Source organism: Photobacterium sp. GB-210, assembly GCF_003026075.1.
GTDB lineage: Bacteria > Pseudomonadota > Gammaproteobacteria > Enterobacterales > Vibrionaceae > Photobacterium.
Genome location: NZ_PYNU01000027.1, coordinates 1 through 25,753 on the forward strand (window position 1 = coordinate 1; position 25,753 = coordinate 25,753).

16 protein-coding genes, 7 tRNA genes and 2 rRNA genes are annotated in these 25,753 nt (G+C 42.6%); 15 read left to right on the forward strand and 10 right to left on the reverse strand.

Annotation, left to right across the window (positions count from 1 at the left end):
• The 4 genes from C9J38_RS19475 to C9J38_RS19490 form a co-directional block, all read left to right on the forward strand.
• Positions 1–108 (forward strand): 23S ribosomal RNA (locus C9J38_RS19475); the annotation flags it as partial.
• A gap of 131 nt (positions 109–239) precedes the next feature.
• A 5S ribosomal RNA gene (gene rrf / locus C9J38_RS19480) occupies positions 240–355 on the forward strand.
• A gap of 100 nt (positions 356–455) precedes the next feature.
• A tRNA-Asp gene (locus tag C9J38_RS19485) sits at positions 456–532 on the forward strand.
• A 37-nt stretch (positions 533–569) separates the two neighbouring features.
• Positions 570–646, forward strand: a tRNA-Trp gene (locus C9J38_RS19490).
• Positions 647–752: 106 nt separating this feature from the next.
• Here C9J38_RS19490 and C9J38_RS19495 read toward each other — a convergent pair.
• Complete coding sequence (locus C9J38_RS19495; RefSeq protein WP_107208547.1) at positions 753–1,958, reverse strand: NAD(P)-binding domain-containing protein; 1,206 nt, start codon at positions 1,956–1,958, stop codon at positions 753–755.
• 37 nt (positions 1,959–1,995) lie between these two features.
• Positions 1,996–2,892: an HTH-type transcriptional activator IlvY gene (gene ilvY, locus C9J38_RS19500; protein ID WP_107208575.1), complete on the reverse strand. Its 897-nt coding sequence runs from the start codon at positions 2,890–2,892 to the stop codon at positions 1,996–1,998.
• Positions 2,893–3,026: 134 nt separating this feature from the next.
• Here ilvY and ilvC point away from each other — a divergent pair, with 134 nt between their 5' ends.
• Entirely contained in the window at positions 3,027–4,511 is a 1,485-nt protein-coding gene (ilvC, locus tag C9J38_RS19505; protein ID WP_005372215.1) for a ketol-acid reductoisomerase, read from the forward strand.
• 67 nt (positions 4,512–4,578) lie between these two features.
• Here the strand turns inward: ilvC and C9J38_RS19510 are convergent, their stop codons facing one another.
• The 6 genes from C9J38_RS19510 to C9J38_RS19535 all read right to left on the reverse strand — a co-directional run bounded on the left by C9J38_RS19510 (position 4,579) and on the right by C9J38_RS19535 (position 14,288).
• Entirely contained in the window at positions 4,579–4,848 is a 270-nt protein-coding gene (locus C9J38_RS19510) for an accessory factor UbiK family protein (RefSeq protein WP_107208548.1), read from the reverse strand.
• A 108-nt stretch (positions 4,849–4,956) separates the two neighbouring features.
• Entirely contained in the window at positions 4,957–8,034 is a 3,078-nt protein-coding gene (locus tag C9J38_RS19515) for a multidrug efflux RND transporter permease subunit (RefSeq protein ID WP_107208549.1), read from the reverse strand.
• Positions 8,035–8,050: 16 nt separating this feature from the next.
• Entirely contained in the window at positions 8,051–9,154 is a 1,104-nt protein-coding gene (locus C9J38_RS19520; RefSeq protein ID WP_107208550.1) for an efflux RND transporter periplasmic adaptor subunit, read from the reverse strand.
• A gap of 27 nt (positions 9,155–9,181) precedes the next feature.
• Positions 9,182–9,793 carry a TetR/AcrR family transcriptional regulator gene (locus tag C9J38_RS19525; protein WP_107208551.1) on the reverse strand — a complete coding sequence of 204 codons (612 nt, stop codon included), beginning with the start codon at positions 9,791–9,793 and terminating at the stop codon, positions 9,182–9,184.
• Between the two features lie 205 nt (positions 9,794–9,998).
• On the reverse strand, positions 9,999–13,130 hold the full coding sequence (locus C9J38_RS19530) for an efflux RND transporter permease subunit (RefSeq protein WP_107208552.1): 3,132 nt from the start codon (positions 13,128–13,130) through the stop codon (positions 9,999–10,001).
• Positions 13,131–13,139: 9 nt separating this feature from the next.
• Positions 13,140–14,288: an efflux RND transporter periplasmic adaptor subunit gene (locus C9J38_RS19535; RefSeq protein WP_107208553.1), complete on the reverse strand. Its 1,149-nt coding sequence runs from the start codon at positions 14,286–14,288 to the stop codon at positions 13,140–13,142.
• A gap of 310 nt (positions 14,289–14,598) precedes the next feature.
• On the opposite strand from C9J38_RS19535, the gene rep reads away from it, so the two are divergent.
• Positions 14,599–16,614 (forward strand): DNA helicase Rep, encoded by a 2,016-nt coding sequence (gene rep, locus C9J38_RS19540; protein WP_107208554.1) that lies wholly within the window; start codon positions 14,599–14,601, stop codon positions 16,612–16,614.
• Between the two features lie 92 nt (positions 16,615–16,706).
• On the opposite strand, the gene C9J38_RS19545 is transcribed toward rep, so the two are convergent.
• On the reverse strand, positions 16,707–17,114 hold the full coding sequence (locus C9J38_RS19545; RefSeq protein WP_107208555.1) for a cytochrome c5 family protein: 408 nt from the start codon (positions 17,112–17,114) through the stop codon (positions 16,707–16,709).
• Between the two features lie 278 nt (positions 17,115–17,392).
• Here C9J38_RS19545 and C9J38_RS19550 point away from each other — a divergent pair.
• The 9 genes from C9J38_RS19550 to C9J38_RS19590 all read left to right on the forward strand — a co-directional run bounded on the left by C9J38_RS19550 (position 17,393) and on the right by C9J38_RS19590 (position 23,914).
• A tRNA-Arg gene (locus tag C9J38_RS19550) sits at positions 17,393–17,469 on the forward strand.
• Between the two features lie 35 nt (positions 17,470–17,504).
• A tRNA-His gene (locus tag C9J38_RS19555) sits at positions 17,505–17,580 on the forward strand.
• Positions 17,581–17,656: 76 nt separating this feature from the next.
• Positions 17,657–17,733, forward strand: a tRNA-Pro gene (locus tag C9J38_RS19560).
• Positions 17,734–17,742: 9 nt separating this feature from the next.
• Positions 17,743–17,818: transfer RNA gene (locus tag C9J38_RS19565), tRNA-His, on the forward strand.
• Between the two features lie 53 nt (positions 17,819–17,871).
• Positions 17,872–17,948, forward strand: a tRNA-Pro gene (locus C9J38_RS19570).
• 636 nt (positions 17,949–18,584) lie between these two features.
• On the forward strand, positions 18,585–20,303 hold the full coding sequence (locus C9J38_RS19575) for an ABC transporter ATP-binding protein (protein ID WP_107208556.1): 1,719 nt from the start codon (positions 18,585–18,587) through the stop codon (positions 20,301–20,303).
• Between the two features lie 56 nt (positions 20,304–20,359).
• Complete coding sequence (locus tag C9J38_RS19580) at positions 20,360–21,919, forward strand: ABC transporter substrate-binding protein (protein WP_107208557.1); 1,560 nt, start codon at positions 20,360–20,362, stop codon at positions 21,917–21,919.
• Between the two features lie 75 nt (positions 21,920–21,994).
• The gene (locus C9J38_RS19585) at positions 21,995–22,972 is read left to right on the forward strand and encodes an ABC transporter permease (protein WP_005372184.1); all 978 of its coding nucleotides are present in this window, start codon (positions 21,995–21,997) and stop codon (positions 22,970–22,972) included.
• A gap of 3 nt (positions 22,973–22,975) precedes the next feature.
• Positions 22,976–23,914, forward strand: a complete 939-nt coding sequence (locus C9J38_RS19590) for an ABC transporter permease (RefSeq protein WP_006647518.1) — start codon at positions 22,976–22,978, stop codon at positions 23,912–23,914.
• A gap of 60 nt (positions 23,915–23,974) precedes the next feature.
• Here C9J38_RS19590 and C9J38_RS19595 read toward each other — a convergent pair whose 3' ends face one another.
• Positions 23,975–25,600 carry a chromosome partitioning protein ParA gene (locus C9J38_RS19595; RefSeq protein ID WP_107208558.1) on the reverse strand — a complete coding sequence of 542 codons (1,626 nt, stop codon included), beginning with the start codon at positions 25,598–25,600 and terminating at the stop codon, positions 23,975–23,977.
• Positions 25,601–25,753: the final 153 nt, after the last annotated feature.

Genomic DNA, 25,753 nt, shown 5'->3' on the forward strand with positions numbered 1-25,753 from the left:
TTAAGGTCTCTAAAGGGTTGTTGAAGACTACAACGTTGATAGGTCGGGTGTGTAAGTGCTGCGAGGCATTGAGCTAACCGATACTAATTGCCCGTGAGGCTTAACCATACAACACCCAAGGGGTTTTTATCTCGTCAAGAGAAACGCGGACTCCAAGTACACTTGAACGTGTAGAGAACACTAGTTAACTTTCCCAGATTGCTATTTATTGTCGATGACAATAAATAAAACCAAATTTGCTTGGCGACCATAGCGTTATGGACCCACCTGATCCCATGCCGAACTCAGTAGTGAAACGTAATAGCGCCGATGGTAGTGTGGGGTCTCCCCATGTGAGAGTAGGACATCGCCAGGCTTCTAATTCGTTTTTACTTTTACAAAAAGTGAAGACAAAAAGTTAAGATATTCGTTTTGAACTACGGATATCGGATAAAACGAAAGTTTTATCTCCGTGTGGAGCGGTAGTTCAGTTGGTTAGAATACCGGCCTGTCACGCCGGGGGTCGCGGGTTCGAGTCCCGTCCGCTCCGCCACTTTATTTAGACACAGTTAAGTCTTTAAAATAACTACAGGGGTGTAGCTCCAATTGGCAGAGCAGCGGATTCCAAATCCGCGTGTTGGGAGTTCGAATCTCTCCACCCCTGCCATCTTCAAGAAAGCCTCGTCAGAAATGACGAGGCTTTTTTACGTCTGTATGATTGTAAATTCCCACATAAAGAAAGCCCCACGATAAAGTGAGGCTTAATATGATGATCATTGATAGTGATAAAAGTGACGTAGCCAACGTTCAGCTATCATTATTTCGTCATCTTCACATAATGATTGAATACCTGGTTTAAATTGCGTGGCATCTTTAATGAGCTTTAATCCTGCAAGCATATGAGCCGCTTCAAATAAATACAGAGTTGGATCACCCATCCCTGTTTTAAAAGGCGTATTTGCTGATTCCCCCCCCGCAAAGAGATACACGCTGTACCCATGACGTGTTTTATATTCTTTGGTTAAATTATTGGTTTTCACTTCGGTGAGTACACCTTGTTGTAATAAATCAGGCAAATGAAGTTCATCATCAGCAGAGGTAACTGTGCTGATAAACATTGGTTGTGAAAGTGCATCAATCATCTCAGGTGTAATTGATTGATTGCCTGTGCAACAAAACAACATATTACAATGTTCGACTAAATATTTGATTGAGCAAGCTTGAATGCCGTCACGAGGAAACTGAGTTAATCTTCTTGGGTCGATATCAGTAACATGAATATTGGTAATACCTTTTGATCTGAGATGTTTTATCACACCGCGGCCAAGGTTTCCCGCTCCGATTACGCCAGTTTTTAGAAAGCCTGAATTATTAATTTTAAGGCCAAATTCTTCTCGTAATATTTGATCGGAATAGTGAACAATACATTCAGAAGCTTCAAAATCTGCTGGCGCTTTGATACTCAGATGGGAAACCGTAACAAGAGGCTTTGAAATTGATTTATTAAGATATTTTTGTAAGCCATTCGCGGTTAACTCAGTAATACCAATGCATTGTTCTTTGAAGGTGTCGCAAATATGTGTAATAGAGGACGAGAAATATCCACCGTGATCAAGAATAAGGAAAGGAGTGTCAGGAGTAATATGTTGGCGGATAAACATCTCACAATACTCAATATTTTTTAAATGAGCTTTATTATTGTGAGTCGAAACAACATGACAACGTGGGATTTTCTTTATCGTTGCGAGAAGTTCTGGGTTTGCGCCTACAGTGGCATCTTTGGGAATGAATATAAGTTTGTCTGCGAGCTCGGCAAGAACGTTAATATAGGGTAAAGAGCCTTCATAGCAATGCATGACAGAAAAAATCACAAGATTATTAGGGAGAACATATTCTTGTGAGAGTTTTTTTAGAAATTGATAACCATGATCAGCATAAAAATCAGCACAATATGAATGCGTTAATATTGGACTAGGCACTACTGTTGTTCCTTGAAAAATGCACTAATAAAACGAGCTAAAGTAAGTTATCTACATAGCTATCATTAAAAAGCTGTAGTAAAGCATGCAATAGAGGCTCTTGCTCACGGGACTGTTTACAACATAAACCTAAACTCATCGGCTCTATTGATTCTGTGTTAAACCGTTGTACTTTATCACTAACAGGACTGTTGTTAATAACAACATCGGGCGCTATGCCTACACCACAGCCAAGCGCAACCATACTAACAATGGCTTCATGGCCTGATATTTGGGCATAAATAGAGGGTGTTATTTTCTTTTTCTTGAACCATTTATCAGCACGGGTTCGCGCAGGTCCAGATTCTGGCAGTATAAAAGATAAAGATTTCCAATCTGGATCATAAGTTAAGCTTTTTTGTAATGTGGGTGATGAGATTAATGGCCCAATCAACGACATCTGGATTTGATCAACTTCGATGTAAGTTAATTTAGACGGTAGGGTGTCTGGTTTAGCAGCAATAGCGATGTCGACATCACCGGATAGGACTTTCTCTATTGCGAGGGCAGGATCCCCTGTTTGAAGTTGAATTTCGATATGGGGATAAATGACGCGAAACTTATTTAAGATATTAGGAAGGTGGCTATAGCTTGCCGTCACCGAACAGAAGAGGGTTAATTTCCCTTGTAGCTGAGAATGATCTTCCTGTAATTCACTTTTTAATTCGAACCAATTACTCACAATTAAAGATGCGACGGGAAGCAATTTCTTTCCAGCTAGCGTTAATTCAACACTGCGATTATCACGCATAAATAAGGTTTGGCTTAACTCCTCTTCGAGACGCTGAATAACGCGACTTAATGCCGAAGGGCTGATATGCATGGCTTGTGCTGTTTGGCTAAAGTTATGGGACTCACAAAGGTGAATAAATAGTTGCAGATTTTTAATATTCATCATCCATGTTGCACAATTTGCAATTAGTTGTTGTGAATATAGCACTTTGCGCAACAAATTACCTGATCTACTATCAGGTTATTCGACAATAATATGTCGACTAAAGGATTTATTTTTTCACGGAGTTTGTTGTTATGGCTAATTATTTTAATACCCTGAACCTACGTCAGCAGTTAGATCAACTAGGTCGTTGTCGTTTTATGGATCGTGCGGAATTCGCAACAGAAGCTGATTACCTTAAAGGTAAGAAAGTGGTGATTGTTGGTTGTGGTGCGCAAGGTCTAAACCAAGGCCTAAATATGCGTGACTCAGGTCTAGATGTCTCTTATGCGCTACGCCAAGCGGCGATTGATGAGCAACGTCAATCATTTAAGAATGCAAAAGAAAATGGGTTTGAAGTAGGTAGCTACGAGCAACTGATCCCACAAGCTGATTTAGTGGTAAACCTAACACCTGATAAGCAGCACACGAATGTGGTTGAAACGGTTATGCCATTAATGAAGCAAGGTGCATCTCTTGGTTACTCACACGGTTTCAACATCGTTGAAGAGGGCATGCAAATTCGTAAAGACTTAACCGTTGTTATGGTTGCACCTAAGTGTCCAGGTACAGAAGTTCGTGAAGAATATAAGCGTGGTTTCGGTGTGCCAACACTGATTGCCGTTCACCCAGAAAATGACCCACAAGGTGATGGTCTTGAGATTGCTAAAGCATGGGCGGCAGCAACAGGTGGTCACCGTGCGGGCGTACTTGAGTCATCATTTGTTGCTGAAGTAAAATCTGATCTAATGGGTGAGCAGACGATCCTGTGTGGCATGCTACAAGCAGGTTCTATCGTATGTTACGAGAAGATGATTGCTGATGGCATCGCACCAGAATACGCAGGTAAACTTCTGCAGTACGGTTGGGAAACAATCACTGAAGCGCTGAAGTTTGGTGGTGTATCTCATATGATGGATCGTCTATCAAACCCAGCTAAAGTAAAAGCGTTTGACCTATCGGAAGAGCTAAAAGATCTGATGCGTCCACTTTACAACAAGCACATGGATGACATTATCTCTGGTCACTTCTCTAGCACTATGATGGCTGACTGGGCGAACGATGATGCTGATCTTCTTGGCTGGCGTGGTGAGACCGCTGAAACACAATTCGAAAACTACCCATCTTCTGATATTCAAATCAGTGAGCAAGAGTACTTTGATAACGGCATCTTGATGGTTGCTATGGTACGTGCAGGTGTTGAGCTGGCATTTGAAGCAATGACGGCATCAGGCATCATTGATGAGTCAGCATACTACGAGTCGCTACACGAACTACCACTTATCGCAAATACTATTGCACGTAAGCGTTTATATGAAATGAACGTAGTGATCTCTGATACCGCAGAATACGGTAACTACCTATTTGCAAATGTGGCAACACCTCTACTTCGTGAGCAGTTCATGCCAAAAGTAGCGACGGATGTGATTGGTAAAGGACTAGGTGAGACATCTAACTTTGCTGATAACCAGAAGTTAATTGAAGTGAATGAAGCGCTGCGTAATCACCCAGTAGAAGTGATTGGTAAAGAGCTACGTGGTTACATGAAAGACATGAAGCAAATTGCTGTTGGCGGTTAATTTTAGCGTTGATTAAATAGAAAAAAGCCCGGTTTATACCGGGCTTTTTAATGTCGGAATTTTCAAATTAAGCGTTATCGCTTTTCGCTTCAGCATCAAGTTTTGCTTCAAGCTCTGCCATTTTTTGCTCAAGTTCATTAAGCTTCTGTCGAGTACGAAGGAGAACCTGAGTTTGCACATCAAATTCTTCACGGTTCACGACATCTAATTTACCCAATTGCGCTTGGATCACTTGTCGTACTTTTTGCTCAACGTCATTGCCGAGCTCTTTTACTGGCTGTGGCATTGCGTCTTGAATTTGCTTAGCTACTTGCTCAAGCTTCTTTGGATCAAACATGATTCGCTTACTCCGTTGCGAGAATCGTTATTCTTCTATTGTAATCGTCGTACTAGCTAAAATAAAAGGGCGCGGAAGTTCCAGCGCCCTTTTTCATTTATTTATTACTTAGAAATGGCTATCTGTTGCATCGTCATCTTCAACGAATACAGGTAGCGGTTTGTGTTCGCTTGCGAGGAATGTATAGATAACTGGCAGAACAAACAAGGTAAACAATGTACCGATAGAAAGACCTGCCACGATAACGATACCAATACTAAAGCGAGAGGCTGCACCTGCGCCTGATGCGTAAAGTAGTGGAACCAAGCCTGCAATCATCGCACATGTGGTCATTAGGATTGGACGAAGACGTATCTTCGCGGCTTCCATGACCGCTTCTAAGCGATTCTTACCATGGTATAACTGTTCTTCTTTTGCTACTTCACAGATCAAGATGCCGTGTTTGGTTATCAAACCTATCAAGGTTATCAAACCGATTTGTGAGTAGATATTCAAGGTTGTCGCTCCCCATGCCAGTGCGATTAACGCACCACAAATAGCAAGTGGAACTGACACAAGAATAACCAGCGGATCGCGAAGTGATTCAAATTGAATCGCAAGTACTAGGAAGATAACAGCCAATGCTAAACCGAAGGTTGCGTATAGTGCATTACCTTCTGTTACGTACTGACGGCTCTCACCAAGGTAGTTGTAGCTATAACCTTTAGGGAGAACTTTCGCTGCTTCGGTATTTAACCAACTTACCGCTTCACCAATGGATGTGCCAGGGGCTAATACGCCACTGATGGTTGCTGCGTTTTGCTGGTTAAAGCTTGGTAACGTTGGTGGGGTTGATTTCACCGTGATGGTTACTAAGCTACCTAGTGGGATCAGATCACCAGTATTGGTTTTCACATAATAGTTGTTTAAATCATTTGGATTGAAACGATTCTTACGCTCAACCTGTGGGATCACCTTGTATGAACGACCTAAGATATCAACACGGTTAATATCACCGCCGGCTAACATGGTACTTAATGTGTTACCGATTGATTGCATCGTCACACCATAAGCACCTGCTTTGTCTTTGTTGATATTGATTTTCATATCTGCCGAGTCGTACTTCAAGTTAAGATCTGAGTAGACGAACATCGGGTTGTCTTTCACCTTAGTCAGCATATCAGATGCCACTTGGAACAAACTTTTAAAGTTATTCGGCGTGGTGATCACGAACTGCACAGGGAAACCACCGCCAGCACCAGGCAAGCTTGGCATTTGGAACGCAGCCACTGACATTTGAGGAATGTCTTTGATTTTCTTAGCAACCTCATTTGCCACTTCGGCTTGGCTTTGGTCGCGCTGACTCCAAGGTTTCAAGGTCGCTAGACCAAAGGCTTGGTTAGATGCAGGGATACCGGAGAATACCTGTGCATACTCTACGCTCTTTTGATCGGTTAGCACCTTGTTAACTTGGTTCATGGTGTCTTCAATGTAATCCAAGTTTGCGTTTGATGGCGCATTACCTTGGAATACCACCACACCATTATCTTCAGCTGGTGCCAGTTCACTTGGAATGAACTTGAATAAGAACGGTAAGCTCGCAAATGCACAAATTGCAAATACAATCACGACTGAACGCATCTTCATGATGCCACCTAGCATTTTTTCATAGCGTAGGGTGAGGCGATCAAGGAAGCGATGCACTGTTTGTTCAAATTTATTTGGCGCTGCGTTTTCTTTCAGGAAGTGGGCACACATTACCGGCGATAATGTTAGTGCGATGATCCCTGAAATAAATACGGCGCCCGCGAGTGTTAATGCAAACTCTTTAAACAGCGAGCCTGTTAAGCCACCCATTAATGCGATAGGTGCGTATACCGCGCCTAGGGCGATAGTCATCGAAATAACCGGAACGGCAATTTCACGGGTACCAATAATGGCAGCACGGAAAGGGCTTTGTCCCATTTTCATGTGACGCTCAACGTTTTCAAGAACAACGATGGCGTCATCCACCACCAGTCCGATGGCGAGTACCATGGCCAGTAGTGTCATGAGGTTCCAAGAAAAACCAAACATTTGCATCACGAGGGCGACACCAACAAGTGATAGCGGGATCGTGATGATTGGGATCAGTACCGAGCGTAGTGAACCGATAAATAGGGCTATCACCACTAATACAATCACGGCTGCTTCAAGGATGGTTTTAATCACCTCATGAATCGAGTCGTTAATCGCAATCGTTGAATCGTACATCACCGTCATTTTGATGGTGCTTGGCATATTACGTTCAATGGTTGGCAGTAGTTTTAGCACATCGGATGCAATATCAATTGGGTTTGCACTCGGCGCTGCTTGGATAGCGGCGACTACGGCTTCTTGACCATTTGCTGTCGCACGGTAGCTGTCACTGCTTCTTGATAACGTTACTTTAGCAATGTCACCTAAGCGAGTGACTTGACCATCTTTACTAGTAACAACTAACTTTTCTAGTGTTTCAGGACTATTTGATTGCGTGTTAGCGCTGCCGTTATAAAGTACAAAGTCGTTATTAACCTGACCAACAGCAGATTGGTAGTTATTGGCTTTGAGTACTTGAATAACATCGGCAGCTGATAGGTTAAATGCCGCCATCTTTTGTGGATCTAACCAAACACGTAAGGCGTAAGGAACACCACCGTACATATCGACTTTAGACACACCGTTAACGGTAAATAACTGTGGTTTAACCACTCGCTCAATGTAGTCAGTGATTTGACTCGAGTTTAAGCTCTTACTGGTGAAACCTAAGTAAAGCACACCGGTATCACCACCTGTTGATAAGGTGATCGTTGGATCTTGGGTTTCTGTAGGTAGTTGTGAACGTACTGAGTTTACCTTCGCCAAAATGTCAGCCAAGGCTGCATTGGGGTTGGTATTCAGTTTCATTTGTACCGTAATTGTCGACATCCCCAAGGTACTTTGGGCGGTGATGTAGTCAATATTATCGGCTTGGGCAATGGCTTGTTCTAAGGGCTGAGTAATAAAGCCCTGCATCAGATCGGCACTTGCACCGTAGTAAGCTGTGCTTACGGTTACTACGGTGTTGGTCATTTCTGGATACTGTCGAACCTGCATTTTGAAAATCGCCTGAAATCCGAGCAATGCGATCATTAAACTGATCGAAATTGCGAGGACTGGGCGTCTGATAAATATATCAGTAAAGCGCATACTGAGTGTTCTCCAATTACAACAGTGGGGTTACGGCTGGAGCTTTGAGTGCATCATTTTCAACGATATGTACTAGCGTCTTATTACTTAAACGGATTTGACCTGTAGTAACAATTTGCTCGCCAGCTTTAATACCAGAAAGGATTCGCACTTGATTACCATGATTTTGACCTGTGGTTATCACTGTTTGAATTGCACGTAATTTACCGTCTTGTTCTTTTAGTACGTATACCGTGTCACCGTATAAGGTGTAAGTAATCGCAGTTTGTGGGACGATAATTTGATCGGGAATGGTTGGTAAGATCACGCGTGCACGAGCAAACATACCGCTACGTAATTTACCGCCACTGTTTGGAATATCTGCTTGAACTTGGATTAGACCTGTCTGGGCATTTACTGCCGGCTCAATCGCTGTGATTTGACCCTTGAAGTTAATATCTTGGTAAGCATCGACATTGATATCTACTTCTTGACCAATTTTGATCTTAGAAATATCTGTTTGAGGAACCGTAAAGCGAAAACGCATGGTACGGGTATCTTCAAGGCGAACAATTTGCGTACCCGGTTGAATGTACTGACCTAAGTAAACATTACGTAAGCCAACTTCACCAGTAAAGGGTGCCACGATATCACGGCGTTGGATTGATTCTTCTAACGATTTGATCTGTGAGACAAGTGCAAGGTAATTAGCTTTTGCTTCATCAAGGTTTGATTTAGATACCGAGCCTTTACGATATAGATCTTGGTAGCGCTTGTAGGTAGCCTCTACTGCCGGTAATTTCGCTTTAGTACTTTCTAGGCTAGAGACTTCTACATTAGAGTTAATTGATACTAACTCTTGACCGGCTTTAACATGCTGACCTGATTCAAATGCAATTTTGCTGATCACACCTGAGGCTTCAGAAGTTAATGTTACACCTTGTACTGGTTCAATAAAACCAATCGCTTGAATGGCTGGATACCAGTTCTCTCCTTTTGTTGTCATCGCCGTAACTGGATAATTGGGCTCTGGCATATTTGCCATGTACTCCGCGATTTTTTTCTGTTTGAACAAGTTGAAACCAATGACGCTCCCGAATAACAGGAGGACAAGAAGTAACACGACTATCCATTTTTTCATTGTAAAGTTTGCTCCGGTTTTACGCTATTAATGCAGAATGATGGCGTCCCACGAAGCATTGATTACTGCTTCAAGTTCGTCATCGTTGATCTGTAAACCACCATTGATTTGACGTCGAGCTAGGTTACAACTCGTCTCAAGGCTCAAAACACTCAGAACCTCGTTATCAATATTTTTAAATAAGCCGCAGGTTTTTCCTTCATTAAACATAGTTGCTACGGAAGAAAATAATTTTTGGCTTAAGTGCTTCTGCTCTTGTCTACTGCGACAAGGCAGATTTTGGAACTGACCCCGAATGATCAATGGGGCATCACCATTTAGTGTCATATGCCATAAATTAAGCCACATGGTGCGATAACGCTGCTTAATTGGCATGGTATCGACAACATTGTTACTAATTTGAGCGGCGATATAACTTAAAATATGATCATGTAATTGGTTGAGTAAGTCGTCTTTATCGTTGAAGTAACGATAAATAGTTCCTGCTGCAACATTGGCTTCTTTAGCCACCATTTGCATTGAAAGGCCGTGAAAACCAAATTCAGCAAGTAGCTTTTCTGTCGCTGCCAATATACGTACTTTTTTCTCATTCATAGTGGTAATCATATTTGGGGGTGCAATGAATGAACGCTCGTTCATTATTGTAGATAGTCACCCTTGATACGCAAGTTTTTAATATGGCTTTTGCACAATATTCATTGATTATTCAGTTTAAGTTATATGCTAGGCGAATGGTGGCTTTGAACTTATTTGTTAGATGTTATAGGTGTTGCTATTAGAGGAAGTTAGGGGTAAAAAAACGCACACCCAAAGGCATGCGCTAATTTATTTTTCGGAGGAAGTATTACTCGGCTACTTGCTCTTTATTGTCGGTATTTTTCTTTTTGCCGCGGCTGAAAATACGCTCAACCACCACAAAGAATATTGGAATAAAGAAAATCCCAAGGAATGTCGAACTTAACATACCGCCAAGTACCGCAGTACCAATCGCATTCTTACCACCAGAGCCTACACCAGTACTGATTGCCAATGGCACAACACCGAGACCAAATGCCAGAGATGTCATGATAATCGGCCGCAGACGTACACGAACAGCGTGCAGTGTTGCTTCAACCAGTCCAGCGCCTTTTTCGTAGTACTCCTTAGCAAATTCGACAATCAAGATGGCGTTCTTAGTTGCCAAGCCAACGGTGGTTAATAGACCTACTTGGAAAAATACATCGTTAGGCATACCACGAGCGTTCATTGCCAGTAGTGCACCGATAATACCTAACGGTACCACTAAGATTACGGCAAAAGGAACTGACCAACTCTCATAAAGTGCAGCAAGTACTAGGAATACGACTAAGATAGACAACGCATACAGCATTGGTGCTTGGTTACCTGATAGTCGCTCTTCATAAGATAAAGCATTCCATTCGATACCAAAGCCCGGTGGTAATTGTTTTACCATCTCTTCAATATCAAGCATTGCCTGACCTGTACTGTAACCCGGGACCACGCTACCTTGAATGTTGACCGCAGGTGTCGCATTGAAACGCTCAAGTCGAGGTGATGCGTATTTCCATTCGCCCGTCGCAAATGCGGAGAATGGTACCATTTCACCTTTGTTGTTACGGACATACCAAGTATCTAAATCCGTTGGTTTCATACGGTATTGTGCATCACCTTGTACGAACACTTTTTTCACGCGTCCACGGTCGATGAAGTCATTCACATATGAGCTACCCCAAGCGGTACCTAATACTTTATTTACTGATTGAATATCAATACCGAGAGCACGAATTTTGGCTTGATCAATATTGATTTGGTACATCGGTGCATCTTCTTGCCCGTTAGGACGTACCCCAACAAGATTTGGGTTTTGTGCCGCTAGACCTAACAACTGGTTACGCGCTGCGATCAGTTTATCGTGTCCTTGACCACTTCTATCTTGGAGGTAGAAGTCAAAACCACTCGCTGTACCTAATTCAATGACCGCAGGTGGTGCAAATGAGAACACCATTGCGTTCTTTATTGTCTGGAAATAGGCCATTGAACGGTTAACGATAGATTTCACATCCATCCCTGGCAATTGGCGATCAGACCAATCTTTTAATCCAACAAAGGCCATACCCATATTTTGACCACTACCAGCAAAACTAAAGCCTGATATACTTAATACACTAGCGACAGTCTCTTTTTCTTGATTTAGGTAGTAATCAGAGACCTTATCCATCACTTCTTGGGTTTGCTCTTGGGTAGAGTTCACCGGCAAGATAGCCTGACTAAACAAGATACCCTGATCTTCATCAGGTAAGAACGAGGTTGGCATACGCATGAAGATCCAACCGACAGCAACGGTTAGGCCAAGGAAGATAAACATCACGCGAATAGAGCGCTTAATCATCGCCGCAACACTTGATTCATAGCGCTTGGTTAAGTTATCAAAGGTGCGGTTAAACCAACCAAAGAAGCCTTTCTTCTCTCCGTGCTCTACCGGTTTTAGCATGGTTGCACACAAGGCAGGGGTCAAAATCACGGCCACCAAGACTGAGAGTGCCATGGCGGTAACAATGGTTATTGAGAACTGACGGTAAATAACCCCTGTTGAGCCTGACATAAATGCCATAGGAACAAATACAGCAGAGAGGGTTAAGGCAATACCGACCAGTGCGCCCGTGATCTGATCCATCGACTTACGTGTTGCTTCAACGGCATTTAAGCCTTCTTCATGCATCACACGTTCAACGTTTTCTACCACCACGATAGCATCATCAACCAGCAAGCCGATGGCAAGCACCATCGCGAACATGGTTAAAGTATTGATGGAGTATCCCGCCAGAGACAGCACCGCAAAGGTACCTAATAGTACAACCGGAACCGCAATAGTTGGGATCAAGGTTGCACGGAAGTTCTGTAAGAACAGGTACATGATGATAAACACCAGTGCCACCGCCTCAAACAGTGTATGAACAACCCCTTCAATCGATTTTTCAACGAATGGCGTAGTATCGTACGGGTAAACCGCGGTTAAACCTTCAGGAAAGAAAGGTTTTAGCTCTTCAACTTTCGCTTTTACCGCTTCTGCTGTCGCAAGTGCATTAGCCCCTGTAGCGAGTTTTATACCTAAACCACTAGCAGGTTTTCCGTTGTAAAGTACTTGAACTGAATAACTTTCAGCCCCTAATTCAACTCGTGCAACATCACTAAGGTGGACTGTTGCGCCAGAAGAGTCAGATTTAACAATAATGTTTTTAAATTCTTCTGGTGTTTGTAAGCGGCTTTGTGCGGAAACTGTCGCGTTAAGCTCTTGGCCTGGCAGAGAAGGAGATGCACCAAGTTGACCTGCCGAGATCTGTGCATTCTGCTCTTTAATTGCCGAAATAACATCAATACTGGTAAGGTTATATTTGGTCAGTTTTAAAGGATCTAGCCAGATACGCATCGCATATTGTGCACCGAAAGTGGTGATTTCACCCACACCCGGAACACGACTCATAGGATCGGCAACATTCGAACTGATATAGTCCGAAATATCGTTTTTATCCATTGAGCCATCTTCAGAATAGAAACCAACAACCATCAAGAATGATGAGCTTGCTTTGTTTACCTTCACACCTTGTTGTTGCACTTCCATTGGTAACAGAGGAAGGGCTGATTGCAGTTTGTTCTGCACCTGTACCTGAGCGATATCAGGATCCGCTTCAGCATTAAAGGTGAGGGTAATTTGAGTATTACCAAAGCTATCACTGGTGGAGGATAAATAGCGCAGGTTATCGATACCTGTCATACGTTGTTCGATAACCTGAGTAACGGTATCTTCCATAGTTTTTGCGTTTGCGCCAGGGTAGCTAGCGCTGATCACCACCGTAGGTGGTGCAATACTCGGATACTGCGACACTGGCAATTTGAGAATTGACAGTACCCCCGCAAGCATCACGATAATTGCGATCACCCAAGCAAAAATAGGGCGATCGATAAAGAAACGAGCCATATCTTATCTCTACTTTTGTGGTTGTGTGTTATCGGCTATGGTCGGTTGAACCAAAGCACCTGGGCGAACTTTTTGTAAGCCATCAACAATGACTTGGTCACCATCTTTTAAGCCTTTGGTGATACGCCATTGGTTATCAATCACTTGTGCTGTAGTTACAAGGCGAGATTCCACTTTGTTTTCGGCATTAACAACCATGACCGTTGCTTCGCCTTTACTATTACGGGTAACGGCTTTTTGTGGAACCATGATAGCTTTAGGATCGGTACCTGTGTTTAGCACTGCGCGAACATACATACCCGGAAGTAAGATACCGTCTGGATTTGGGAATTCAGCGCGTAATGTGACAGAGCCTGTATTAGGATCAACGTTGACTTCAGAAAACTGTAATACGCCGTGATGAGGATAAACCGAACCATCTTCTAGGATAAGTTCAACATCAGCATTCTGGCTAGCTTGGAGTTCACCTTGCTTTAATGCCGCTTTTAAACGGAGTAATTGCGCACTAGATTGAGCAATATCGACATTAATGGGATCTAACTGCTGAATAGTTGCAAGTACTTGAGCTTGCCCTGCATTAACTAATGCGCCAGGAGTTACAGAAGATTGACCAATACGACCTGAAATTGGGGCTTTAACTTTGGTATAATCCAAATTGATTTTGGCTGTATTGACGTTTGCTTTTGCTACTTCAAGTCCTGCGATAGCAACTTTATAGGCAGCTTGGTTATCATCGTTAGTTTGTTTGCTGAAAGCACCGCGTTCTACTAGCTTTTTACTACGAATAGCTAATGCTTTTGCTGATTCTAACGTTGCTTGTGCCTTGGCAAGTTCTGCTTTAGCACTTAAGTAAGCGGCATTATAAGTTGCAGAGTCAATGTTATAGAGTGATTGGCCTTTCTTTACATCACTACCTTCGGTAAAACCACGGTTTGTGATAATGCCAGAAACTTGAGGACGAACTTCTGCTTCTAAATAAGCTTTGCTTCGACCGGGTAATTCCACGCGGATTTCTTGTGGGTGAGATGTAATGGCAATAGTACCGACGGGGATACTTTTTGCTGCTTGTTGCGCAGTATTTTCTGCCGCATTCTGATCACAAGCTGTTACCCATAGTGCCATACTGACAACCATGGCCATTTTTGCGATTTTCCGCATGAAATCTCCTAATTTTAAGCAATATAACCGAGCGTAAATATCCAAATATATGGATTTACAATAGAGTAACCACTATTTACCATTTTGTAACCTATGATAACCGTTTAAACACAGAACGGTTATTTTTGGCATAAAATAGAGTTTCTACCATGGAGTCACGTAGAAATTACTATTTATACCTTTAGGGGATTGTTAATCATTACGTATGATTTTTTGTGATTGGTCTGAGTTTTAGTATTTTCTATATGAATAAAACTCAAGTTTAAAGTGAATGTATATGCACCTTTTTAAACGAGCGTCAGGATAACGAATGAAACTGAACCCAAGGCAAACAGAAGCAGTAAAATACGTTTCTGGGCCATGCTTAGTACTTGCTGGTGCAGGCTCTGGTAAAACCCGTGTGATCACTAATAAAATTGCTTATTTAGTACAGCAGTGTGATTACAAAGCACGCAATATTGCCGCGTTGACTTTTACTAATAAAGCGGCACGTGAAATGAAAGAGCGTGTAGGGCAAACATTAGGACGTCAAGAATCGAAAGGGTTGATGGTTTCTACCTTTCATACTTTAGGTTTGAATATCATTCGTCGTGAATATAAGCATTTAGGTTTAAAAGCCAGTTTTTCACTGTTTGATGATCAAGACCAAATGGCGCTTCTCAAAGAGCTCACCGAAGATGAGCTTGAAGGCGATAAAGATTTATTAAAGCAATTAATGTCCTCTATTTCTAATTGGAAAAATGACATGTTATCGCCAGCCGATGCGGCAGCACACGCCCGTAGTGAGCGCGATCAATTGTTTGCACATTGCTATGAAATGTACCAGCGTCAAATGAAAGCCTATAACGCATTAGATTTTGATGATTTGATTTTACTGCCTGTTTTGTTGCTGCGAGATAACGCCGAAGTGCGTAAACATTGGCAGAACCGTATTCGTTACTTGCTGGTGGATGAGTATCAAGATACCAATACTAGCCAATACTTATTTGTAAAACTATTGGTAGGTGAGCGTGCGCGCTTTACTGTGGTTGGTGATGACGATCAGTCTATTTACTCATGGCGTGGAGCGCAGCCAGAAAATCTAGGCTTGCTGAATAAAGATTTCCCTAGTTTAAAAGTGATCAAACTCGAGCAAAATTACCGTTCGACCAGCCGTATTTTGCGAACAGCGAATATTTTGATCGCTAATAACCCCCACTTATTTGAAAAAGCCCTTTTCTCTGAGATCCCTGATGGCGCGATGCTTAAAGTGATCACAGCGAAAAATGAAGAGCATGAAGCAGAAAAAGTGATTGGTGAACTCATTGCTCATCGCTTTATGAATAACACCGCTTATAAAGATTATGCGATCTTGTATCGAGGTAACCATCAGTCACGCTTGTTTGAAAAGTCGCTGATGCAAAACCGTATTCCTTATAAAATTTCAGGTGGCACATCATTTTTCTCACGTTCTGAAATCAAAGACATCATGGCGTACTTACGTCTACTGACTAACCTCGATGATGACAACGCATTTTTACGTATCGTCAATACACCACGTCGAGAAATCGGCCCAGTGACACTCGAGAAGCTTGGGACATACGCTAACATGCGTGGCAAAAGCTTGTTTGCCGCGAGTTTTGAGATGGGGTTAGAGCAACACCTATCAGGTCGAGGTTTAGAATCACTGCAACGCTTTACCCATTGGGTTAATCAATTAGCAGATAATGCTGAACGCGGTGATACGGTGGCGGCTGTGCGTCAATTAGTGCGTGATATTCATTACGAAGATTGGCTATACGAAACCTCACCAAGCCCAAAAGCTGCTGAGATGCGAATGAAAAACGTCTCTGATTTATATAGTTGGATCACCGCTGATTTAGAAGGTGATAACTATGATAATGAAGAGAAAACCTTAAAAGAAGTGGTGCAACGTTTAACCCTACGCGACATGATGGAACGAGGGGATGATGATGACGATGCTGATCAAGTACAACTTATGACGTTGCACGCCTCTAAAGGGCTGGAGTTTCCTTATGTGTTCTTAGTGGGGACAGAAGAGGGGATCTTGCCGCACCAAACCAGCATTGATGAAGAAAACGTTGATGAAGAACGTCGCCTTGCATATGTAGGGATCACGCGAGCACAGCGCGAACTAACCTTTACTTTATGTAAAGAGCGTCGTCAGTATGGCGAGCTAATCAAACCAGAGCCAAGTCGATTCTTGTACGAATTACCACAAGATGATTTGGAGTGGGAAAGTGAGCGCAAACCTGTTTCTGCTGAAGAGCGGATGAACAAAGGGCAAGCGCATATTGCTAATATTCGCGCGATGTTTAAAAAGTAACCCTACAAAATAGCGGCCATATAAAAAGAGGGTGAGCATTAATAATGCTCACCCTCTTTATTTATGATTGAGAAATTTATGGTTGAGAAAAATTATAAGCCAGCAATCATATAATTAATTGCGGCAACAATTTCTTCATCACTACAATCCATACAGGCCCCTTTTGCAGGCATAGCATTAAAGCCATTAATAGCATGATCGGCTAACACATCTTTACCTTGGGCAATACGAGCAGACCAATCACCCGCATCGTCTTTCTTTGGCGCCCCCATGACACCAGAAGTATGACAAGAAGCACAAAAAGTATTATAAACGGCATCACCATTACGTGGAGCTACTGCGACTTCTACAATAGGGGCTTCACCTTCAAGATGTAATGAACCTACAGGTTTAATGCGTTCAGCAATAGCTTCATCTGTCATGTCGTCAGCAACTGTGGGAGCTGCAATGGTGAATGCGACTACAGCAGCGAATAAAAATTGTCGAAAAGAAAAATCCATGGCGTTCACCTTATACTTCCCAATTGTATTTTTAGTTGTTGTTATCTTTACGCGCAGCTAATGTTGAAATTGAACGGTTAATGTTTTTAAATGATTATATTGTTGCATATTTGTTAGTATATCGGGTTGTGCTGTAGGATCAAACTTGTGCGCTGTATTTGTATGATACGAATCAATAGTTATTTGAGCATAAAATCAGCGAGCGAAAGAAAAATAAAAAAAAACACTTGCCGAGAGGCGTTCTGATCCGTAATATTCACCCCCGTCGATAGGGCAAGGCGCCCGTAGCTCAGCTGGATAGAGCGTTGGCCTCCGGAGCCAAAGGCCGAAGGTTCGAATCCTTTCGGGCGCACCATTTAAATGGTCGTATTGGCGGAAGGTAATACATTGGTGGCTATAGCTCAGTTGGTAGAGTCCCGGATTGTGATTCCGGTTGTCGCGAGTTCAAGCCTCGTTAGCCACCCCATATTATAGAGAGTTGATACGTCAGCTTTCTGGCTTTTTTAAAGCCCGCTTGTTTATTCAAGCACACAGAATTAAGTCGGTGAATAGCGCAGTTTGGTAGCGCATCTGGTTTGGGACCAGAGGGTCGGGGGTTCGAATCCCTCTTCACCGACCACTTATAATGGTGGCTATAGCTCAGTTGGTAGAGTCCCGGATTGTGATTCCGGTTGTCGCGAGTTCAAGTCTCGTTAGCCACCCCATTATTTAGGTTATCTTATTAAGAAGCCTTGGCATTAAAAGCCTAAAACATTGTCGGTGAATAGCGCAGTTTGGTAGCGCATCTGGTTTGGGACCAGAGGGTCGGGGGTTCGAATCCCTCTTCACCGACCACTATTAAGAAAACCGTATCGAAAGATGCGGTTTTTTTTCGCCTATAGAAAAGTAAAAGTCGCTCAGTGTTGTTGATTGGGGCCAGAGAGGTGGAGGATTCCCTGATGTTAGAGCTTCGCTTTTTATCGTTCCTAATGAAGGAGCTGTATCGTAATCGTAGGTTTTCTTCGTCGCCAATCTGATTTTATGTGGTGATAGATTTTAATAAATTTGTAATTATCCACTTATATATCTAGTAAATTAAAATTTTTGGTTGTTACTGTTGTGTATTTTTATGAAAGCAGTTGATGTTGTGATTATGTAAATCGTGGTAGTTGTTGTTAGTGATAAATTATTCATAACTTGTCTTTTGTTTTTTTAGGAAATAGTGATTATTTTGATGATTTTGCATGATATCGCTGTTTTTGTGGGTGTTTTGCATTGAAAATATATTTAGGTGGATATAGTTTTGCCGATAAGTAAAAGTGAATAATTATTCGATAATTCACATTTATTATAGTTTTTTGCTTTGAAATGTTGCTTTTGTGTAAAATATTTGACAGATTGATAGGCCGACATGCCATAGATGAATGTTCTGGTGTGGAAAGGATTCAAGTTTTTATATTGGCAGGATCTGCCAAGCAATTGAGGTCGGTCATGGCTTTATTAGAAGTAAAAAACCTTCGGATAGAATATCCATCCCGCCATGGGGTGCATGCTGCGGTGAAATCATTGTCGTTTTCTATTGAGCGCGGTGAAATTGTCGGCGTAGTGGGTGAATCTGGTGCGGGTAAATCAACCGTCGGCAATGCGGTGATTGATCTATTGAGTCCACCAGGACAAATCGCTAAGGGTGATGTGTATCTTGATGGGACAAAAATTTCAGGGCTGACGCCAGAGCAAATGCGTCAGGTACGTGGCGCTAAGATAGGGTTTATTTTTCAAGACCCAATGACATCGCTAAACCCGCTATTTACGGTTGAACAACAACTCACTGAAACTATAGTAACCAATTTACAAGTCACTCAGCAGGAAGCGTACAAACGTGCATTAACGTTAATGGAGCAGGTGGGTATTCCGCAACCGGAATTGCGCATTAAGCAATACCCTCACCAGTTTTCAGGCGGTATGCGCCAACGTGTCGTGATTGCTATCGCGCTGGCAGGAGAGCCTGATTTAATCATTGCTGATGAGCCTACAACAGCGTTAGATGTTTCGATTCAAGATCAAATTTTGACGTTGATCCGTGCGTTGTGTGTTGAGAAAAACGTCGGCTGTATGTTGGTTACTCACGATATGGGCGTTGTCTCGAATGTGACTGATCGCGTTGCAGTAATGTATCGCGGTGACTTAGTCGAGCTCGGCACCACAGAGCAAGTTTTACACCGTCCAGAACATCCATATACTCAAAGCCTAATTTCAGCTGTTCCACGTTCAGATATTAAATTACAGCGTTTTCCATTGGTGAATTATATCGAAGCGGCAGAAGAAACGCCGCCATTAGATGTTAAAAATCATTGGTTAGGGCAGCGCCAAGAGCAACGTGATTATTCAGGACCATTGTTGAATGTAGAGAACGTGAGTTTGCGCTTTGTGACCAAAGATTCTTTCTTTGAAAGTCGTCGGGAATATGTTCAAGCCAATAATGATGTCAGTTTCCAAGTCTTTGAAGGTGAAACCTTTGGCTTAGTGGGTGAATCTGGCTCTGGTAAATCAACCATTGCTCGTGTAATTGCTGGTTTATACCCGCCGAATGAAGGTCGGGTGACATTTGAAGGAATGGATCTAACGGCGCTGAAAAGTGAAGCTGACCGTCGTCCTTTCCGTCGTCAAATGCAGATGGTCTTCCAAAACCCCTATACCTCGATGAATCCACGGATGCGTATTTTCGATATTATTGCAGAGCCTATCCGTTTTCATAAATTAACCGAGAACGAAGCACAAACCCGTCAAATTGTGCATGATTTATTGGATCATGTTGGATTAGGACGTGCCTCTGGGGTGAAATATCCTCACGAGTTTTCAGGCGGTCAACGTCAACGTATTTCTATTGCTCGTGCTCTCGCAACACGTCCACGATTGTTGATCTGTGATGAGCCAACATCAGCTCTGGATGTGTCTGTTCAAGCACAAATTTTGAATTTACTTAAAGATCTGCAAGACGAATTGAATTTAACCATGCTGTTTATCAGCCATGACTTACCCGTGATCCGTCAAATGTGTGATCGCATTGGGGTGATGCAAAAAGGTACTTTGCTGGAAGTGGCGAAAACTGAACAGCTTTTTACCGATCCTCAACATGAATACAGCCAACATTTAATTTCACTAATGCCAGAATTTAAAGGGATTAGTCAAAATGGATTAAAGCGCGCTTAGTCCACATCAACAAACATTACTCGCGGGAGAGGTCCCGTGCATAAAGGAGTTATGCAATGAAAACCATCAAGAGCAAATTAGCCGTAGCATTGATTGCCGCGGGGTTAAGTTTTAGTGCTACTGCTGCAGAAATCAAACTGGGTTACGCTTCGGATCCTGTTTCATTAGATCCGCATGAGCAGTTATCAGGCGGTACGCTACAGCTATCTCATATGGTGTTCGATCCTCTTGTTCGTTTTACCCAAGATATGGATTTTGAGCCGCGTCTAGCGGAAAGCTGGGAGCGTGTTGATGATCACACGTTCCGTTTCAAATTGCGTCAAGGGGTGAAATTCCATTCGGGTAATCCACTTACGGCGGACGATGTGGTATGGACATTTAATCGCCTGCAAGATTCGGCAGACTTTAAAAAGATCTTTGCCCCGTATTCTGAAATGAAGAAAGTGGATGACTACACGGTTGAGTTGATCTCGAAAGGAACCTATCCACTGGTACTACAAACTGCGACATACATCTTCCCAATGGACAGCAAGTTCTACACAGGGAAAACCGCTGAAGGTAAAGATAAAGCGGAAATTGCGAAACACGGTAACTCATTTGCTTCTACCAATCTTTCAGGTACCGGTCCATTTATCGTTACAGAGCGTGAGCAAGGGGTAAAAGTTGAATTTACCCGTAATGCAAATTACTGGGATAAAGCGTCAAAAGGTAATGTAGATAAGCTAACACTATTGCCTATCAAAGAAGATGCAACACGTCTTGCAGCGTTGCTTTCTGGTGGTGTTGATATGATTGATCACGTTGCACCTAATGATCATAAACGTTTGAAAGAAGCAAAAGATGTTGATCTGGTGACACTACCGGGTACCCGTATTATCACGTTCCAAATGAACCAGAACAGCAATGAAGCGTTGAAAGATGTGCGCGTACGTCAAGCGATTGTACATGCGATTAACAACGAAGGCATTGTGAAGAAAATCATGAAAGGCTTTGCGACTACGGCAGGTCAACAGAGCCCAGTGGGATACCAAGGTTACAATGCTGATTTAGTACCGCGTTATGATGTGAAAAAAGCCAAAGAATTAATGAAAGAAGCGGGCTATGCCGACGGTTTTACATTAACCATGATGGCACCGAATAACCGTTATGTGAACGATGCAAAAGTAGCGCAAGCGGTAGCGGCGATGCTGTCTAAAATTGGCGTGAAAGTCGATCTCAAGACCATGCCAAAAGCGCAATATTGGCCTGAGTTTGATAAGTGTGCGGCAGACATGATGATGATTGGTTGGCATGCCGATACTGAAGATTCAGCGAACATGACAGAGTTCCTAACCATGACGCGTAATGAAGAAACAGGTCAAGGTCAGTACAACTGTGGTTTTTACTCTAACCCTGAAGTCGATAAGTTGATTGAAGCGGCGAACGTAGAAACCGATCAAGCCAAACGTAAAGTCATGCTACAGAAGGTAGAAGCGACGTTGTACAACGAAGCGGCGTTTGTCCCACTGCATTGGCAGAGCCTTGCATGGGGCGCGCGTTCAAATGTACACGCGGCCGATATTGTTAACCCAATGGAACAGCCTTACTTTGGCGATCTTGTGGTCGATGAAAAGTAAGTAATGTTATAGCGAAAGCGACAGTGCCGGAGCTTGCTCCGGCACTTTTTCAGGAAGAAAGAGAAGGGGCAGGGAATGTTTACGTTTCTGGTCAAGCGCCTGTATCAGGCACTGATAGTGATGTTTGTGATCAGTTTGGTGGCCTTTGCCATCCAAGATAACCTTGGCGACCCATTACGAGAGTTGGTGGGGCAATCTGTATCAGAAGCAGAACGACAACAATTACGTGATGATTTAGGACTTAACGATCCGTTTATCACCAAATACAGCCGATTTTTAGCTAATGCGGTACAAGGCGATCTTGGCACGTCTTATACCTTTAAAAAGCCTGCCACAGAGGTGATTTTAGACAAGTTAGTTGCCACCTTAGAGTTAGTTTTTGGTGCCACAATTATTATTGTCTTGGTCTCTATTCCGCTTGGCGTGTACTCCGCGATTCATCCCAATAGTTTCTTAACCAAAGCCATTATGGCGTTCAGTAGTATTGGTATATCAATTCCCGTTTTCTTAACTGCCATTATGTTGATGTACGTCTTTTCTATTGAGCTAGGTTGGTTACCTTCGTTTGGTCGAGGTGAAACCGCCAACTATTTAGGTTGGGAGTCGGGGTTCTTTACCCTTGATGGCTTAAAGCACCTTGTGCTGCCATGTGTTGCCTTAGCGTCGATTATGTTGCCGTTGTTTATTCGTTTAGTGCGCTCTGAAATGTTAGAAGTGTTGAGCTCTGAATACATTAAGTTTGCGAAAGCGAAAGGGCTACCGATGAAAAAGGTCTACTACCAACACGCCTTAAAAAACACCATGCTGCCGGTATTAACGGTTGGCGGGGTGCAGATCGGTACCATGATTGCTTACACCATTTTGACTGAAAGTGTATTCCAATGGCCAGGCACAGGATTACTGTTTTTAGATGCCATTAACCGTGTTGATACCCCACTTATCACAGCTTACGTGATTTTTGTTGGCTTGATCTTTGTTGTAACTAATACCATCGTCGATTTGCTCTATGGATTGGTTAACCCGACTGTAAACCTGACTGGCAAGGGAGAGTAAGTCATGAGTAATACACTAGCTGCACCAAGCCGTTGGGAGCGTTTTAAAAACTCCGATATTTTGTATTATTTTAAGAAAGACAAAGTGGCGATGGTGTGCTTCGCTGTCTTTCTAACGTTTGCCACCACGGCATTGTTTGCACCGTTTATAGCGCCGAGTAATCCGTATGATTTAGCGTCGATAGATATTATGGATTCAGAGTTACCGCCATCATGGATGGAAGATGGTGATGAGAATTTCTTACTTGGTACCGACGATCAAGGCCGTGATATTTTATCGACCATGCTTTATGGTGCGCGTTTATCACTAACGATTGGTTTACTTGCTGTTGCACTGCAAATGACACTGGGGATCGTGATTGGCTTAACTGCGGGTTATTATGGTGGCCGTGTTGATAGTTTCTTGATGCGTATTGCCGACGTGCAGTTGTCATTCTCGACCATGATGGTGGCGATCATCGTTTCTGCGATTTTTCGTACCGCATTAGGTGCTGAAACCTATGCGCAATATGCGGTGATCATGCTGGTGATGATCATTGGTATTGCTGAATGGCCTCAGTATGCACGTACAGTGCGAGCTTCGGTATTAGCCGAGAAAAAGAAAGAGTATGTTGAAGCGGCAAAAGTCATGGGCTTTAGAGCGCCACGTATTATGTTCCGTCATATTCTGCCAAACTGTTTATCACCGATCTTAGTGATTTCAACGGTACAGGTGGCAAATGCCATTATGTCAGAAGCGGCCTTGTCATTCTTAGGCTTAGGTTTACCGGTAGATCAGCCATCATTGGGTTCACTGATCAGTATCGGCTTTAAATATATCTTCTCTGGCGCGTGGTGGATCACTGTCTTCCCCGGTATTTTGCTGGTGGTATTAGTACTGGTAATCAACTTGTTAGGTGATTGGTTACGGGACGTGTTTAACCCGAAGATTTATAAAGGCTAATAGCTTGATGTTTAGATAATAAAAAGGCGACCCATTGGTCGCCTTTTTTATTAGGTGCTGTTACGATTTTTTCATCGTAATAGTAGCAACTTTGGCACCATTATCGCTTAACGTATCACGAACAAGTACGCCTTTATCCCATGCTTTACCTGCTGGGATGTAGCTAAAGCGGTTGATCTTGAAGTTATCGGTTGTCTCACCAGTATCTTTGTCATTCCAACGTACTGTTGTGTTTAGCTGATCTAGTGTTGCTGTAGATACTTTATCGTTGGTACCAAACCACCAGAAGTCCATCTTTGCAAAGTCTTCGTATGTGATCGTTTCGTTTATGCCATCAGTAATATCGCATTTACCTATAAACTCTTGGCCTGTTAGTGTGATTGTATTCTCACCAAACGTTAAGTTAGATGTTGCTACATCATGACAATCAGGACGCGTTTCTTTAGCGGTCCATGTTCCTGTGAAGTCAACAAAGCGATCTGTTTTTGCATCCGCTACAGGATAGAAGAATTCGATGGATTCACTGATTCGTCCTGCGTAATCACCATCTAGGTATTCTTTGCTGCGAATTTGAGTGTAAACCTGAGTTACTGGATCGTATGTACCTGACTGTGCTTCTTTTTGTTTATGGTCGCCATCTTGACGCTCAATGTATTCAAGGTTAGCTTGAGTTAATAAGCGCTCACTACAGTTTTTTGCAGTCATACAAGCGTATGGAGAGCCCATTGTTTCAATTTCAGACCAAGGCATCATTTCATTTTCAGTATAAGCTTCCGCCTTATTAGTCATCTCATAAACAAAGCTTGGTAAAGTGCTTGTTTTTTCGATGGTTGAGTCGTTAGAACCAGCAAGAATAATAAATTGATCATCAGTCAACTTGTAGTTCATTAAGCTTAAGCCACCAACGTACTTACCGTTTTGTTGGTCTTGATGAATAACCGTTTTAAATGTTTCATCGCTGCTATTTTTAACGCGTAGGTTGGCACTACGATGAATAATAATTTGGTTAGAGCCTTTTGCCCATTGTGTTAATACTTCATCAGAACCACGTTGTAATTGTTCTGGGTTTAAAGATGCTTGCATGTGCTTTTGAGCATCAGCAGCAGCTACAAGCGCTTTTGAATCTAGCAGGGTTAATAGTGTTTCAACTGATTTTTCAAAGTAACCATCATCCAAGGTAATTTTCGCTAGTGCAGCTTGAATATCAGTACTTGGGTTATCTTTGATCAGTGAAGGGATGATAATGGTTGAATCATCATTGTGTTCGTTAATGGTTAGTAGTAAACGTGCAAGGTTAATAGAGCGCTCGTAGGTACCAGCTGCTTCAAATGGGGTTGTAACTGCACGACCAGAAACTGAACCAATTAATAGACCGTCTTTGCCACCGATATAGAAACTAATAGTGCCATTTTCTGCACCTAACTCGTAGTTACCTTCTGCATCTGTTTGTGCTGCTTTCGTACCGATAACGTAATCTAAGCCCTGTACCTTAGCATCAATAAATTGACCTGTTGTAACTGGTGTTGGATTGCCTGTATCTGGCTTACCAGTGTCAGGGTTGCCTGTCTCAGGAGATGGATTTTCAACATCTGGTGCTGTTGGCGTTGAAGATGAATCGTCGTTACAGCCAGTAAGAGTTAGCGTCGCAAGAAGGGATGCTGCAACAAGAGACAGTTTAAATTGCATGATATAGATTTCCTTAAACAATATGCACAGTTAATCAGCCGAAAATAACATTAAAACAGTGATTTATAGTTGATTTTTCGATATGTTTGCAATTAAGGAAAATAAAATCAATGGTAAAAAAGTGCTTATTCTTATGATGAATACTATATTTTA